13 protein-coding genes are annotated in these 15,901 nt (G+C 65.5%); 9 read left to right on the top strand and 4 right to left on the bottom strand.

Annotated features, from left to right (window positions below; translation table 11 throughout):
• Positions 1 to 20 precede the first annotated feature (20 nt).
• The 6 genes from ACSU1G_RS28380 to ACSU1G_RS28355 all read left to right on the top strand — a co-directional run bounded on the left by ACSU1G_RS28380 (position 21) and on the right by ACSU1G_RS28355 (position 7,199).
• Entirely contained in the window at positions 21 to 1,007 is a 987-nt protein-coding gene (locus tag ACSU1G_RS28380; protein ID WP_439283961.1) for a glycerophosphodiester phosphodiesterase family protein, read from the top strand.
• Positions 1,008 to 1,060: 53 nt separating this feature from the next.
• Positions 1,061 to 1,993: an ABC transporter ATP-binding protein gene (locus ACSU1G_RS28375; RefSeq protein WP_439283959.1), complete on the top strand. Its 933-nt coding sequence runs from the start codon at positions 1,061 to 1,063 to the stop codon at positions 1,991 to 1,993.
• Positions 1,990 to 3,012, top strand: a complete 1,023-nt coding sequence (locus ACSU1G_RS28370; RefSeq protein WP_439283957.1) for an ABC transporter permease — start codon at positions 1,990 to 1,992, stop codon at positions 3,010 to 3,012. Before ACSU1G_RS28375 ends, ACSU1G_RS28370 begins: the two co-directional genes overlap by 4 nt.
• 127 nt (positions 3,013 to 3,139) lie before the next feature.
• Positions 3,140 to 6,382 (top strand): lamin tail domain-containing protein, encoded by a 3,243-nt coding sequence (locus ACSU1G_RS28365; protein ID WP_439283955.1) that lies wholly within the window; start codon positions 3,140 to 3,142, stop codon positions 6,380 to 6,382.
• A 101-nt stretch (positions 6,383 to 6,483) separates the two neighbouring features.
• Entirely contained in the window at positions 6,484 to 6,774 is a 291-nt protein-coding gene (locus ACSU1G_RS28360; RefSeq protein ID WP_439283953.1) for a ribbon-helix-helix protein, CopG family, read from the top strand.
• A gap of 2 nt (positions 6,775 to 6,776) precedes the next feature.
• On the top strand, positions 6,777 to 7,199 hold the full coding sequence (locus ACSU1G_RS28355; RefSeq protein WP_439284016.1) for a type II toxin-antitoxin system VapC family toxin: 423 nt from the start codon (positions 6,777 to 6,779) through the stop codon (positions 7,197 to 7,199).
• A gap of 6 nt (positions 7,200 to 7,205) precedes the next feature.
• Here ACSU1G_RS28355 and ACSU1G_RS28350 read toward each other — a convergent pair whose 3' ends face one another.
• A complete protein-coding gene (locus ACSU1G_RS28350; protein WP_439283951.1) occupies positions 7,206 to 7,601 on the bottom strand; it encodes a YccF domain-containing protein in 396 nt (131 codons plus the stop codon).
• Between the two features lie 78 nt (positions 7,602 to 7,679).
• Here ACSU1G_RS28350 and ACSU1G_RS28345 point away from each other — a divergent pair, with 78 nt between their 5' ends.
• From ACSU1G_RS28345 to ligD, 3 genes are all read left to right on the top strand, one after another.
• Complete coding sequence (locus ACSU1G_RS28345; RefSeq protein ID WP_439283949.1) at positions 7,680 to 10,154, top strand: ATP-dependent helicase; 2,475 nt, start codon at positions 7,680 to 7,682, stop codon at positions 10,152 to 10,154.
• Between the two features lie 67 nt (positions 10,155 to 10,221).
• Entirely contained in the window at positions 10,222 to 11,331 is a 1,110-nt protein-coding gene (locus tag ACSU1G_RS28340; protein WP_439283947.1) for an SseB family protein, read from the top strand.
• Between the two features lie 38 nt (positions 11,332 to 11,369).
• A complete protein-coding gene (ligD, locus tag ACSU1G_RS28335; protein ID WP_439283946.1) occupies positions 11,370 to 12,413 on the top strand; it encodes a non-homologous end-joining DNA ligase in 1,044 nt (347 codons plus the stop codon).
• Positions 12,414 to 12,415: 2 nt separating this feature from the next.
• On the opposite strand, the gene ACSU1G_RS28330 is transcribed toward ligD, so the two are convergent.
• From ACSU1G_RS28330 to ACSU1G_RS28320, 3 genes are all read right to left on the bottom strand, one after another.
• Positions 12,416 to 13,147, bottom strand: a complete 732-nt coding sequence (locus ACSU1G_RS28330; RefSeq protein WP_439283944.1) for a hypothetical protein — start codon at positions 13,145 to 13,147, stop codon at positions 12,416 to 12,418.
• Positions 13,148 to 13,237: 90 nt separating this feature from the next.
• Positions 13,238 to 14,281, bottom strand: a complete 1,044-nt coding sequence (locus ACSU1G_RS28325) for an ATP-dependent DNA ligase (RefSeq protein WP_439283942.1) — start codon at positions 14,279 to 14,281, stop codon at positions 13,238 to 13,240.
• 122 nt (positions 14,282 to 14,403) lie between these two features.
• A complete protein-coding gene (locus ACSU1G_RS28320) occupies positions 14,404 to 15,855 on the bottom strand; it encodes a phytoene desaturase family protein (protein ID WP_439283940.1) in 1,452 nt (483 codons plus the stop codon).
• Positions 15,856 to 15,901: the final 46 nt, after the last annotated feature.

The raw sequence follows: 15,901 nt of genomic DNA, 5'->3' as shown, positions 1-15,901 counted from the left end.
GCGTGTTCTACGCTGAGAGCATGCCCAGGAAGTTTCCCCTCGTGATCGGTCATCGGGGCGCCCCTGGTTACCGTCCGGAGCACAGTCGGTCGTCGTATGAGCTCGCGCTGGCCATGGGCGTGGACGCTGTGGAGCCCGATATCGTCGCGACCAAGGACGGCGTACTCGTCGTTCGACATGAAAATGAGATCTCCGCTACCACGGATGTCGCGAATCACTCTGAGTTCGCCGATCGCAAGACGACCAAGCGGATCGATGGGCAGCCGCTGACCGGCTGGTTCACCGAGGACTTCACCTGGGACGAGCTCGCGACGCTGCGCGTTCGCGAACGGGTCCCCGCGCTGCGGACGTCGAGTGCCTCGTTCGACGGAGCGCAGGGCGTCCTTCGGCTCACCGACGTGCTCGATCTCGTGCGCGCAGGTTCTGCTGAGCACGGGCGTGAGATCGGCGTCGTGCTCGAGATCAAGCACGCCACGTACTTCGAGAGCATCGGACTCGATCTGGTGCCGCTGATCGTGCGAGATCTGAAGAAGGCAGGATGGGCCGAAGGGGAGTTGCCCCTCGTCATCGAGGCGTTTGAGTCCACGGTGCTCGCGCAACTGCGGGCACACGGCATCGCCGCGTCGTACATCTACCTGATCGAGGCATCCGGCCGCCCCTACGACCAGCTGGTCGCCCACGGTCGCCAGGCGGCCACCTACAAGGCGACGGTCACACCGCACGGCTTGGATGGTCTGGTCGGCAAGGTCGACGGCATCAGCGTCAACAAGCGGATGCTGTTGGCAAAGGGAAATACGATCGTCGACGATGCGCACGCCAGAGGACTCAAGGTCTTCACATGGACTGCGCGTCCGGAGAACGCCTTCCTCTCGGCGGAGTTCCGCGGCGACGGCGGTAAACCGGCGTTCGGGGACTACGAGTCGGAGTGGGCGGTGATCGCCCGCACCGGCGTGGATGGGGTCTTCGTCGATCACCCCGATCTTGGAGTGGCGTTCTTCCGCGGCTGAGCGTCTGCCGCGAGTCCTGAGACGCGGCATCGCCGAGATGCCAGACTGACGGCATGAGTGGAATCGTCGCTGATGGTGTCAGCAGATCCTTCGGCACGGTGCAGGCTGTCCGAGACGCGAGTTTCCAGGCGGCGCCGGGACGGGTGACGGGCCTGATCGGTCCGAACGGTGCAGGAAAGACCACGCTGCTGCTGATGCTGGCATCCCTGCTCGCGCCTGATACCGGAACGATCCGCATCGGGGACATCGACCCGCTCGCCGATCCGCTGGGTGCGCGTCGCCAGCTCGGCTGGATGCCGGACGCCCTCGGCGCCTGGCCCTCCCTCACTGCACGGGAGACGATCGTCATGACCGCACGGCTCTATGACATCGACAGGCCGGTGGCGCAGGCGCGTGCCGCTGAACTTCTGACGCTGGTTGGTCTCGCCGAGCTTGCGGATGCGCCGGCGAAGGTGCTCTCGCGCGGACAGAAGCAGAAACTCGGCCTGGCCCGCGCGCTCGTGCACGCCCCTCAGGTGCTGCTGCTGGATGAGCCGGCATCCGGTCTCGATCCGGAAGCACGCGTGCAGCTGCGTGTGTTGCTGCGCAGACTCGCAGGCGAAGGGCGCACGGTTCTGATCTCGAGTCACATCCTCTCCGAGTTGGAGGAGGTGATCGACGACGCGGTGTTCCTCGTTGCCGGATCAGTTGTCGATGCCGCACCGTCGCAGACCGCGGTCCGCGCCTGGCGTATTCGTCTCGCCGGCTCGGTGGAGTCGCAGTTGCGTGTTGACGCTGGGCGGGTGGCCGCAGCGCTGAGCATGGCACCGGAGTCGCTTGGCGTAGACCGAACCGCTCTGCTCGTCGGATTCGATACTGAGCTGGCTGCGGCCGATGGCCTGCGCAGGATGGTCGAAGCCGGTCTTGCGGTGAGCGAGTTCGCGCCCGCGCAGAGCGCGCTGGAGCATACGTTCCTCAATCTGCCACGGACGGGGGCCGGATCATGACCATCGCGCATATCGGAACTGTCGCCCGTCTGGAACTCATGCAACGCCTTCGCAGCGTCGGCTGGTACGTGCTGCTCGGGATCTTCGCCGTGATTCTGCTCGCCGTCACCGGTCTTGCTTTCGCGGTGTATTCGTATAACGGAGCGACCGGCGCGGGGGTCTACTCGATCGTCGTCAACGTCGTGCTGCTGCTCGTCGTGCTCGTTTCTCCGACACTCAGTGGGAATGCGATCAATGGTGATCGTGAGGCCGCAACGCTGGCCGCTGTGCAGGTGACGGCCGTATCCACGGGCGACATCATGATCGGCAAGCTTCTCGCGGCGGTCGCTACCGGCGGGGTCTTCCTGCTGGTCGCGCTGCCGTTCCTGGCCGTCTCGCTGTTCGGAGGCGGGGTACGCCCGGCGACTTTTGCGGTGTCGCTGCTCGTGCTTGCCGCCGAGATCATCATCGTCGCAGCCGTCGGTGTGGGGCTGAGCGGGCTCATCGCCCGCCCGCTCTTTTCCGTGGCCGCGACCTATCTCGTCGTGGCTGCGCTGACGATCGGTACGCTCATCGCATTCGGCCTGGGCGGAACGGCGCTGCGCAGCGAGGCCACCAGCTACCACCGACCCTACGACAACGCCGGAAACGTGGACTGCGAACGGTGGGAGACCAGTACCTACGAGACTCCCCGATTCGATCGAGTCTGGTGGGCGCTCGCAGCCAACCCCTTCGTGGTTCTGGCGGATGCCACCCCGACGGTGTTCGATTCGAACGGATGGCCCGTCGACCTGTTCGGCCAGATCAAGTACGGTCTGCGCAGCGCACAGCAGTCGCCCACGGAATATCGCTGGGATGAGTGCGCGCCGATGGGGCCCGACGCCACACCCACGGCGGAGGAAGTCATCAACAACAGCGTGCCGAGCTGGTTTGTCGGTCTCGGCATCCAGATCGTGATCGCCGGCGGACTGTTCGCCGGTGCATGGGCGCGCACGCGCACACCGGCACGGATGCTTCCGCCGGGCACACGCATCGCCTGAGCCGTCGGCGCAGCCCGGCGCTGCCGGACAGCGGCTATTCACCTCGCGTACACCGTGCCGACGTGGAGATTTAAGCGCGACTCGATGGTCTGGACGTATCCCGTCCGCCTCTTGACCATGGAGTCATATGTCCCGCCTGCAACGCGGACTCGCGACGACAGCGGTGTGCGCACTCAGCGCTGCTCTGCTGCTCGCTGTTCCCACCTCTGCCCTCGGCGCTGAGCCTGAGACACCCGCCTCGGGTGTCGTCCTCAACGAGATCATCTACGACGAGATCTCCGGCTACACCGACCGCGTCGAGATCTACAACGCCAGCACCGAGACCGTTGCGATCGGGGGATGGACGATCTCTGACGACAAACGTGATCGATTCAGCATGCCCTTCGCTGACGGCACGACGCTCGCGCCCGGCGGGTTCGCGATGCTCGTCACCGATGTCGATTTCGACTTCGGTCTGGGCAAGGGTGATGAAGTTGTTCTGTACGACGCCGACAGTGCTGAGATCGACTCCTACCTTTACGAGAACACTTCACCGATCGCGACCTTCGCACGCTGCCCCGACGGTACGGGCGAGTGGGCGCACGCGACCACGGCGACGCCTGGCACCGCCAACGACTGCACGGTGCCGACGGTCCCCGGATCAATCGTGCTCAATGAGGTTGACTCTGGGCCTGCCGACTGGGTGGAGCTGTACAACCCGGGAACCGAATCTTTCGACATCTCGGGCTACGAGATCCGCGACAACTCCGACGATCACCGCTGGGCGTTCCAGGCCGACACATCGATTGCGGGCGGCGAGTTCCTCGTGGTCGAGGCTTCCTCGCTCGGCATGGTCGACGGACAACTCACGCGATTCGACGCCCCGATCGGCATCGGCAGCACCGACGAGATCCGCCTCTTCGATTCGGCCGGCACACTGACCGATCGGACCGGCGCATGGGAAGGCCACGCCAACATCGACGGTGACGAGATCGCGGCCACACTCGCGCGCTGCCTCGATGGCGTCGGCACCTTCGTTCTCGCGTATGCGACACCCGGTGCGGCTAACAACTGCGTCCCGCCGACGATTGCCATCAACGAGATCGACTCGAACGGTGCACCAGACTGGGCCGAGATCGTCAACACCGGCACCACGCCGATCGACATCTCCGGCTGGACCCTGATGGATAACGACGCGGCCGGTCACGCCGCGGATGTGCACCCTTTGGCCGAGGGCACCATCATCGAGCCCGGTGCGTACTTCGTCTTCAACGGCACCGATCACTTCACGTTCGGTCTCGGCAACGGTGACACGGTCACCATCCGCAACGCGGATGGCCTTACCGTCGCTGAGCACGCCTACGCCAGCCACGCAGAGGGATTCTGGGCGCGCTGCGAGGATGGCACGGGTGACTTCGTCGACGTCGCCGTGGGTACACCCGGCATCCGGAACGCCTGCGGCAACCCGGTTCGCATCAACGAGGTCGAATCCGACGGTGAGCCCGACTGGGTGGAACTCGTCAACCCGACCGACGCTGCACTCGACGTCTCCGGCATCGTCGTGAAGGATGACGACGACTCGCACGAGTACGTGATCTCTGAAGGCACCAGCATCCCGGCGAGCGGTTACCTCGTGCTCGACGCGCTCGGGTTCGGAATCGGCAAGGACGACACGGTCCGCGTCTTCGATGGCGACCAGCTGGTCGATTCGACCTCGTGGGGCGAGGGCCATGCGGCCACGACCTGGGGCCGATGCCCCGACTCCAACGGTCCCTTTGCCGTGACTGCGGAGTCCACTCCTGGCGCGGCCAACGTGTGCGTGGGAGAGGTTGCGGTCTCGCCGTGGCCCGGTTCCGCAGACGTGCGGGTGCTTGACACCGTGCCGACCTTCCTGGAGGACAGCTCCGGACTCGACATCCAGGAGACTGCCGACGGTGCATTCCTTTGGGCCGTCGACAACGGCGAAGGACGCATCTGGAAGCTTGAGGCCTCGGCCGATGGCTCGGTCACGCTCGTCGAAGGCTGGGCAGACGGCAAGCGCGTGCGCTTCCAGAAGGATGCGGATGCGCCCGACGCAGCCGGTCCTGACACCGAAGGCATCACCGTCGACGGTGATGGCCTCGTCTATGTGGCATCCGAGCGCGACAACAGCGTGAAGGGCGTCAACCAGAACAAGGTGCTGCAGGTCGACCCTGACTCGTCAGAGGGCGATCTCATCGCGCTGAACGAGTGGGACCTCACCGAGCTGCTTCCTGCAGTCGGCGCGAACCTCGGCATCGAGGCGGTCGAATGGGTGTCCGATGAGGTGCTCACCGGCAAGCTTTTCGACGACAACGCGCAGGCGGCCTACGATCCGGCGGCGTACTCGGGAGACGGCCTGTTCTTCGTTGCGGTTGAGGACGGCGGCGGGGTGTTTGCCTTCGCGCTCGCCGCGGATGGCTCGGCGCAGCTCGTCTCGACGATCGATCCCGGGCTCGCCGGAGTCATGGGCCTGGATTACGACTCGGTTCTTGGCGTGCTGTGGGCCGTGTGTGACGACGGATGCCACGGGCGTTCAGCCCAGATCACGCTGAACGGAACGGCTAATCCTGGCATCGCACACTTCGCTCCGCCGGCGGGTCTGCCCGACATCAACAACGAGGGCTTCGCCACGGCGCCGGCCTCGCTCGCAGTGGACGGTGACCGCCCGGTGTGGTGGTTCGCCGATGGCTACGCCTCTGAGGCGCTGCGCACCGGCACGCTGCCTGGTGTCGAGCCCACTGAACCGACCGAGCCGATTGAACCGACGGAACCGACGGAGCCGACCGAGCCGGCCGAGCCGGCCGAGCCGACGGAACCGACGGAGCCGACCGAACCGACCGAGCCTGGTCAGCCTGGTCAGCCGACGGAGCCTGGTCAGCCTGGTCAGCCGACGGAGCCTGGTCAGCCGACGGAGCCGACTGAGCCGACTGAGCCTGGCATCCCGGGAACTCAGACCCCGCCGCTGCCCGGTGCCGATCTCGTCGACGGAAATCGGGGTGGTGTGACAGTGAACCCCGCTGTCGCAGCGCCCGGCGACCGCGTGACGATCACGGTTGCCGCGCAGCACGCCGGCGTGGACGTCGCTGTCTGGATGTACTCCGACCCGGTATTGCTCGCCAACGGAACCTTGAGCGCATCGGCCTCGATCAGCGTCAGCATCCCGAAGGATGCTTCCGTCGGGGCGCACCGGATCGCGGTCTACTCGGTGGCAGGTGACCTGCTCGGCTGGGTGGACATCCAGGTTGATCCAGACGGCGCGCTGGCGGCCACAGGCTCCGAGCTACCGGTCGGCAGCGCCGTACTGGCGCTCGGGCTGCTGCTCGCGGGCGCGCTCGCAGTGACCCTGCGGCGCCGCACACACCGGGCCTGACAACAACGGTAGAGGCGCGAGGAATCGATCGTTCCTCGCGCCTCTGTCGTCGCATCCGAATTGAAAGGCATATATATGCTTAGGGTGATATGCTCAGGCATATGCGTACCACAGTCATTCTTCCCGACGAGCTCTATCGTCAAGTGAAGGAGCGTGCCCGCCGCGACAACCGCACCATGACGTCTTTCCTTGAAGAGGCGTTGCGGCGGGCGCTCGCAGAGAACGGTGAAGCCAGGCCCGACTTCCGGCTTCAGGCTTTCCGTCCGGCGGTCGGAGCTCGCGGGGTGCAGCCTGGTGTCGACCTCAACAGCAACGCCGCGCTCGAAGACCTGATGGACGCGGACGACTTCACTGTCAAGAGCATTCGTGCTCAGCGGGCGGCTCGTGCATGAAGATGCCCGATGTGAACGTTCTTGTCCACGCCCACCGGCACGACTCGGTCGAGCACGAGTGGTTGGCACCCTGGTTGCAGGAACACGTGAATGCGGATGAGCAGCTCGGTCTTGCGGATTCCGTCATCTCTGGATTCGTTCGAGTTACGACCCACCCGCGGATCTTCTCGGAGCCCACGCCGCTCGTCGCTGCCCTCGAGCAGATCGAGGCGCTCCTCCAGCATCCAGGGGTCACACGAATCAGCGCGGGGACGCGGCACTGGGAGATCTTCTCCGGACTATGCAGGGGTGCCGATGCGCGCGGAAACCTGATCAGCGATGCCGCTCATGCGGCGGTCGCGATCGAGCACAGCGCCACGTTCGTCACCCTCGACCGAGACTTCGCGCGATTCCCCGGCCTGCGCTGGGAAGTTCCGGCGGCCTGACTGCGATCACTTCGTGTCGAACGGTCCCCGACGCGTGGAAACGATGTCCTTGCCGAGCGGCATGAGCGAGATCGGTACCATCTTGAAGTCGGCGATGCCCATCGGGATGCCGATGATCGTCACGCACAGCGCGATGCCTGAGACGATGTGCGCGATGGCAAGCCACCAGCCGGCGAGGATCACCCAGACCACGTTGCCGAGGAACGCACCCACGCCGCTCTTCGGCTTGTCAACGATCTGGCGTCCGAACGGCCAGAGCGCGTAACCGGCGACGCGGAAAGAAGCGATCCCCCAGGGGATCGTGACGATCAGCACGCACAGGATGATGCCGGCGAACATGTATCCCAGAAACAGCCAGAAACCGGACAGGACCAGCCAGATGATGTTGAGGATCGTGCGCATGTGAATGATTGTGGCACCCGCGGATGGGAACGCGCCAGGGACAGTAACGTCGGTGCCGCCGCTTAGACTCGAATAGCCATGACCGACGCCCCTCTCATTGTCCCCGGAACCGCTGGCCCTCACTCTTCGGAGCAGGGAAACCAGGACGACCTCCTTGCAGGTCTGAACCCTCAGCAGCTCGATGCGGTGACCCATCGCGGACCCGCGCTGCTCATCGTCGCTGGCGCCGGCTCCGGCAAGACCAGCGTGCTCACTCGCCGCATCGCCTCGCTCCTGCGAAGCCGTGAGGCGTGGCCGAGCCAGATTCTTGCGATCACCTTCACGAACAAGGCAGCGGGTGAGATGCGAGAGCGCGTCTCAGCGATCGTTGGCGAAGCCGCCCGCGGCATGTGGATCTCGACCTTCCACTCCGCCTGCGTGCGCATCCTCCGTCGCGAAGCAGAGCAGTTCGGTTTCACCAAGGCGTTCACGATCTACGACTCCGGCGACTCGCGCGCGCTGATCAAACGTTTGGTCAAGGAACATCAGGCCGATGCGTACGGGCTGACCCCGGCATCCGTGATGTCACGTATCTCGAAGTTGAAGAACGAGCTGGCGGACGCCGAGTCCTACGCGCGCGATGCGAATATGAGCGACCCGGCCGAACGGATGTTCGTTGAGATCTTCGCCGATTATCAGCGCAACCTGCGCAAGGCCAACGCCTTCGACTTCGACGACCTGATCGGGCAGACGGTCTACCTGTTCCGCGCGTTCCCGAAGGTCGCTGACACCTATCGCCGGCGCTTCCGGCACATCCTGGTCGACGAGTATCAGGACACAAACCACGCTCAGTACTCGCTCATCCACGAGCTGACGCGCCCGGTATCTGCCTCGGCGCCAGACCCGTATGCCTCTGACGGCATGATGATCTTCGAACCTGAAACAGCGCCCGAATTGGAAGGCGCATCGCTCACCGTCGTCGGCGACTCCGACCAGTCGATCTACGCGTTCCGCGGTGCGGATATCCGCAACATCAGCGAGTTCGAGCGCGATTTCCCCGGGGCGAAGGTGGTGCTGCTCGAGCAGAACTACCGCTCGACGCAGAACATCCTCTCGGCTGCGAACGCCGTGATCGGCAACAACTTCGACCGCAAGGACAAGAAGCTCTGGAGCGACAAGGGTGCAGGCGACAAGATCGTCGGGTTCACCGGGTACTCGCAGCACGATGAGGCTCAGTTCGTCGCCGACGAGGTCGATGCGATGCATCGAGCCGGCATGCCGTACTCCGAGATGGCCGTGTTCTATCGCACCAACTCGCAGTCACGTGCGCTGGAGGAGATCTTCATCCGCTCGGCCGTGCCGTACAAGATCATGGGCGGCACGAAGTTCTACGAGCGCGCCGAGATCAAAGACGCGCTCGCTTACCTCGTCTCGGTCGCAAACCCGGCAGACGAGATGGCGGTGCGGCGCATTCTGAACAGACCCCGCCGCGGCATCGGCGACGTCACAGAGACAGCGATCGCGCGCTTCGCTGAAGATAACGCGATCAGCTTCCGCGAAGTGCTGTCGGTGCCGGGCCAGCTCGGTTTCGGTCCGAAGATACAGGCGGCAATCGGTCAGTTGGATGCAGTGCTGAAGGAAGCGACGGAACTCATGCTGCCCGCCTCCGGCGAGGTGCCAGCACCCACGGTGGTCGCTGACGGTCTCAACCTGCTGCTTGCCAAGAGCGGCTATCTCGATTCGCTGCGGGCCAGTCGCGATCCACAAGACGAGGCACGCGTCGAGAACCTGGATGAGTTCGTCGCCGTCGCTCGCGACTTCGCACGCAATAACCCCGATGGCACGCTCATCGACTTTCTCACTGAGGTGACGCTGGTCTCCGCCGCGGATGATCTGGACGACGAGTCCGGGTCGGTGTCGATGATGACGATGCACACGGCAAAGGGCCTCGAGTACGATGCCGTCTTCGTCACGGGTGTTGAAGAAGACCTCATCCCGCACCGCATCTCGGCGGGGGAACCTGGCGGACCACAGGAAGAGCGGCGGCTGTTCTACGTCGGCATCACCCGTGCACGCAAGCGTCTGCACCTGTCTCTCGCGATGACACGTGCACAGTTTGGTGAGGTGACCGTCGCCATGCCGAGCCGGTTCCTGCAAGAGATTCCGGCCGATCTCGTCGACTGGCGCCAGTCGCCCGGAGACGTGAACTCTCGCGGCGGCTCGCAGTCGCGCACACTGAACGCGCGGCGTGGCGGTGGCTACGGGGGCGGCGGTTTCGGCAGCGGGGGCTCAAGCAATAACGACCGATTCGCCGTCAAGCCGCTGGGCTCGCGTGACGGGCTCAAGCCTCTGTCGACATCGATGGACAAGTTCCCCAACACAGTCACCAGCAAGGTACGCGACAACGGTGATCTCGAACTCACAGTGGGCGAACGCATCCGGCACGCTGACTTCGGTGAGGGACGAGTGGATGCCGTGACCGGCGAGGGGGCGAAGCGCATAGCCCACGTACGCTTCGACTCCGCCGGGTTGAAGAAGCTCCTCATCAAGATCGCCCCGATCGAGAAGCTGTAGCTCGCACGCCTCGCGCTACCCGAGTGCTCGCGCGCGCTGCAGGAGCGCTCAGGTTAGGCTGACAGATATGGCTTTGTTCTCCCGCCGCAAGAAAATCGACGACGCTGTACCCGAATCGCAGACGCCTATCGAAGCCGATGGCTCCGACGTGGAAGAAGCCTCGGTGGAAGCGCCCAGCGAACCGGTACCGCAGATCGGCATCTCTGTGCAGGCGTTCCGTGGCGTCGGCGCTGACGCCGGACCCGAGGTGACGCTTCCAGACCCGGATGCTCCCGCACCCGCCCGCAAGGTCGCTGCACCGAGGCCGCAGGCATCCACTCCGCCAGCGCCGGAGAAGCGCACTCTGCCACTCGCATCGGCGCTGCCGCCAGAGCAGACCGAATCAGTTCCCGGTATGAAGGACAACGTGCTGCTACGCACGGCCCTTGCCGAGCTCAAAGAGGGACCGAGCAACGAGCAACTGATCGGCGTGCTGCGTCAGATGTTGCAGGGGCACCTCTTCCTGCGCGTGCACGGCGACGCCCGCACGCAGATCGCCGAGGGCAAGCCGCTCTCGGTCGCGGTTGTTCGTGACGGCGAGCGTGCCTTCATGCTCGCCTTCAGCTCCGCAGTTGCGGTACGCGATTCTGTGCAGCGCGAGACAGACCCGACGGCAACATCCGCTGTGGCTCAGCCTGTGACGGCGGTGCTCGAGCAGGTGGTCTCCGGCAAGTTCAGCGGCCTCATCATCGACAACGCCTCTGGTGTGCACCGCGCGGTGTACCCGACTGAGGTGCTGGCGAAGGCGCTCGAGCAGGGCGATACGGGCATGACGATCAAGACTCTGCTGGCTGCGCCCCGCGAGCAGGACACCACGCACAAGGTCGGCTCTGCGCTCGCCAAGACCAAGGTCTGGGTCGCTGTCAACGACGGCACTACCGGTGGGCCGGTCGGAATTGCCGAAGCACACACTGCGGATGGCAGGCGTTTCTTGCAGGTGTTCTCGCACCCGCTCGAGGTGGTGGCTCTCGGCCGTGCAGAGAAGCCGCTGCCGTTCACTCCAGAACAGCTCTCGAAGGTGCTTTCCACGCACAGTGAGCTCGCTGGTGTGCTCGTAGACCCCGCCGGCCCCTCGATCATGGTGGAACGCGACGCGCTGGCCGAGGTGCTCGTGCTCGCTATCGACCTCGGCGACTGACCCTTCCGCGCGCGACGGCGCGGCTCTAGGGTCAGAGCATGGCCTCTGAACGCGTGACGTTGACGGTCTCCGATCCCGAAGGGGACCGCGAGGTGGAGCTGTCCAGCCCGAATCGTGTGGTGTGGCCGGACGCTTCGACCGGCTCAGAGACCGACGGTGGCATCACCAAGGCTGAGCTTGCGGAGTATTTCCAGGTCGTCGCGGCACCGTTTCTGAACGCCAACGGCGACCGCCCGGTGTCATTGGAGCGTTTTCGCGCCGGTATCGGCAGTGACGGGTTCTTTTCCAAGAATCCGCCCAAGGGCACGCCTGATTACGTGGATGCCGTGACTGTGACCTACAACAGTGGGCGTCAGCATCCGCAGATCGTCCTGAACCGACCGAGTGCGATCGTCTGGGCCGTGCAGATGAACACGATCGTGTTCCATCCGTGGGCTTCGCTCGCATCCGATACCGACAAACCGATCGAGTTGCGCATTGACCTGGATCCGCAGCCGGGAACAGATTTCGCGGATGCGGTGGCCGCCGCACATGGCTTGCGCGAGGTGCTGCGCGAGGCCGAACTCGAGCCGTTCATCAAGACCAGCGGCAACCGCGGACTGCATGTGTTCTGCCCGATCGAGCCGACGCACGAGTTTCTCGATGTGAGGCATGCGGTGATCGCGGCAGGGCGCGAGCTCGAGCGCCGGATGCCGCAGCAGGTCACCATGAACTGGTGGAAGGAAGAGCGCGGCGAGCGCATCTTCATCGACTTCAACCAGGCAAACCGCGACCGTACGATGGCGGGCGCTTACAGTCCTCGCGCACTGCCGGTGGCGACGGTGTCGACGCCGGTCGAATGGGACGAGCTCGACGGGCTCGACCCCCAGCGCTTCACTGTGCGCAGCATCCCGAAGCGCCTCGCCGATGTGGGCGACCCGTGGGCGCGCATGCAGGAGAACCCGGGGCGTATCGACACGCTGCTGAGCTGGTGGGAACGCGACGTGGGGGATGGCCTCGGCGAGCTGCCTTTCCCGCCGGAGTTCCCGAAGATGCCGGGGGAGCCGCCGCGCGTGCAGCCCAGCCGGGCGAAGAAGGACTGAGCTCAGGCGTCTTCGGTTGGGGCTGGCGCCGTCAGGAACTCCGATGGTTCCGGATGGCGGATGCTGCCGGGGTCAGTCTCCATGAGCACATCCGTGGGGTTCGATCCGTCGGCGGTGACCCAGAGCAGCACTGTGCCGCCGACCGTTGGAGCGTCGTTGATCGTCGTGAACACTCGCTCCTGCACCCGGTGCAACCCTGACCGCGTCTCGTACTCCGCAGTGACCTCGAAGAGCAGCATCCCACCGACCCACACCTCGGTGGATGCGGCCTCGACCACTTCGGCGCGCACGCGTCGACCATGATCGCGCAGACGGGCAATGCGGACGCGTTCGATCCTCGTACCGCGAATCTCCGCCCGGAGACGGCTCAGATACACGATCGTGAGGACCACCGCGGCGGCGGCGACTACACCCGAGACAACCTGCATCGGCAGGTGATCGAGCAGGAGCATCGCGGCGAGCGCGCCCATTGCTGTGCCCGCGAGCATGGCAGTCGCGGCCAGATAGGACTTCACCGGAAGGTCATCGACCCACTCGTTCGCATGTGCGAGTGCGCGGCTTCCCCATGCCATCGCGATGAGGCCGAGGACACCCGGAATCGCATACGGCACGATCGCGCCGGAATCGTTGGTGGTGATGATCGCCGCGATAACACTCAACGCAGCCCACGACGCGGTCACTGCGCCGAGCGCGGCCACCGACGTCGTTGCAACGAGTTTGATCGAGCCGTTCATGTTCTCATTCTTGTGCACTCATGCCGCCCGGATGGCATCACGTATTCGCGCCGTAGGAGTGGAGGCGCACTCCCGCTCACGGGTCAGAAATCACTCGAGCACATCGGCGAGGTCGTAGCCCGCGACGGTATCGAGCTGATCGTAGGTGCAGGAAAGAGCGTCGCGGTCAGGGCGCCACCGCTCGAACTGCACGGTGTGCCGGAAGCGTGCGCCCTCCAGTTGGTCGTATCGCACCTCCAGCACACGCTCGGGGCGGAGTCTGACGAAGGAGACATCTTTGGAGCCGGTGAAGCGGGAGCGCTCGCCCTCGGCGGTGACGGCGGCACCGTCATCGTCGCGCTCCACGAATGGCGCGAGTTCCCCGATGAGTTCCTGCCTGCGCACGTCGCTCCACGCGGCGACGCCGCCGACCTGGCGCAGGACGCCGTCGCCGTCGTACAGCCCGACCAGCAGCGAACCGACGCCCGAGCCGGACTTGTGGATGCGATAGCCGAGTGCAACGACGTCGGCGGTGCGGGCATGCTTCACCTTGATGAGGGTGCGCTTCCCCGGGGCATACGGTTGGTCGAGCGGCTTCGCGACGATGCCGTCGAGGCCCGCGCCTTCGAACTCAGCGAGCCACCGGACGGCGGTGGCATGGTCCTCGGAGGTGCGGGTGAGCTGGAGCGGATGCCTGGTTCCTGCGAGCAGCGCTTCGAGGCGAGTTCGGCGCACGCGGAACGGTTCGGGCTGCAGATCCTCGTCGCCCTCGGCGAGCAGGTCGAACGCGATGAACATCGCTGGCGTCTCGGCGGCGAGGCGTGCGACACGGGATGCCGCGGGGTGGATGCGCTGGCTGAGCGCCTCCCAATCGAGTCGTTGTGTTCCCGGCTCGCCGGTGGCGACGACGATCTCTCCGTCGAGTAGGCACGGGCCCGGGAGGATCTGCGCCAGAGCCTCAACGAGCTCGGGGAAGTAGCGGGTCAGCGGCTTCGCCCCGCGCGATCCGATCTCGAGTGTCTCGCCATCCCAGGCGATGAGTCCACGGAATCCGTCCCACTTCGGCTCGAACAGCAGACCGCCGGGCGTCTTCGCCGGATCGGGCACGGCCACGGCGGCCTTCGCGAGCATCGGTATCGGGATCTCGTAGCGCATACCGCCATCCTCGTCGCGCCTGCCCTGTGGCGGAAGGCCCCGATTGTGTTTCGCCACCGGGGAGGGGTCGCAGATGGTCGCTAATAGGTGGGCGGTCCGAACAGCGCTCAGCCGAACAGTGCTCAGCCGAACAGATCGCCGAGTGAGACCCTTGTCCCGGCATCGCGCAGCGCAGTGCGCGCGGCATGCCATCCGGCCATGCCGTTGACTCCAGGACCTGGTGGAGTCGAAGCCGAAGCGAGGTATACACCGGGCATCGGCGTGCGCCACGGCGCGATCCCGAGCGTCGGCCGTCGCAGCGCCTGTGGGATCGTGAACGTGCCGCCGAGGATGTCGCCGCCGATCGCGGCGGGGTTGATGGCCTCGCGGGAGGAAGCGGGAACAGACGTGTGCGCGAGAATCCGGTCGCGGAATCCGGGGGCGAATCGCTCCACCTGACGGGTGATGAGCTCGGTGGCATCCAGATCGGAGTTCTGAGGAACGTGGATGTATGCCCACAGCACGGCCTTGCCGGCCGGGGCTCTGGTGTTGTCGAAAACGGATGGCTGCACGGCCAGCACGTAAGGGCGATCGTTGACGCGGCCCTGTGCGACAGCGTTCTCGCTCTCCCAGACCTCGGCCTGAGTTCCACCGACGTGCACGGTCGGTGACTGGGCGACGTCGGCGTTCATCCACGGCACCGGGCCGTCGAGAGCGAAGTCCACCTTCGCGGCGGCCGGGCCGTAGCGGTAAGAGGAGATCGCGCGGGCGTAGCGTGCGGGGATATCGGGATGGGTGAGCGCGAGCCTCGGCGAGGAGTTCAGCATCAGCAGGTCGCCTCGTGCAGGGTCGCCCCAATCGAGGGAGCCGAGGTCAGTCACCTGCGCGCCGGTTTCGACCGAGCCGCCGTGGGCTTCGAGGTCGGCGACCATGGCATCGGCGATCCGCTGCGCCCCGCCGCGAGGGTACATCCATCCGCCGGCGTGCGCCTGCGCAGCCAGCAGCAGTCCCGCCGCTGCGCCGGCGAGCGAGGGGAGCGGGGTGTTGGCGTGTGCGAGAACGCCAGACACGAGAGCCGCCGCCTCGTCAGTGCGGAAGGTTCGGCGTGCGAGCGGCGTGCCCTGATCCAGCATTCGCAGCGCGAACCGCATCGCAGTGAGCGGATCGCGCGGGATGCGCAGCATCTGGTTGCCGGTGAAATCGACGACGCCGTCGATGTGTCGGCTGAGTGGACGCAGGAGAGAGAGCCACGCGCGACCGTCTGCGCCGAGCCCTGCCGCGGTGCGATCGATGTCTCGCCAGGCGATGCCGGCACGACCAGCATCGAGGGGATGCGCGTAGGAGATCTCCGGGTGAATCCAGTCGATGCGCTCGGCGAGACCGAACGCCTGGAAGAACGGCGACGCGAGGGCCGCCGGATGCACCGAGGAGCCGACGTCGTAGCGGAAACCGGAGAGAGTCGACTCGATGGTCCGGACGCCGCCGCCGATCGCGTCTGCCGCTTCGAGAATTCGTACCGCGTACCCGGCGCGGGCCAGGGTCACGGCCGCCGAGAGCCCGTTCGGACCGCTGCCGATGATCGTCGCACGCACCATATGGTCAGTCTCGCACGTTCAGATGGCGTCGGAAGTGAGCCGAAAC

It is taken from the genome of Microbacterium sp. A93, from assembly GCF_051842835.1.
Note: the sequence above shows the minus strand (reverse complement) of the source record. Positions and strands in the feature narration are given on the sequence as shown.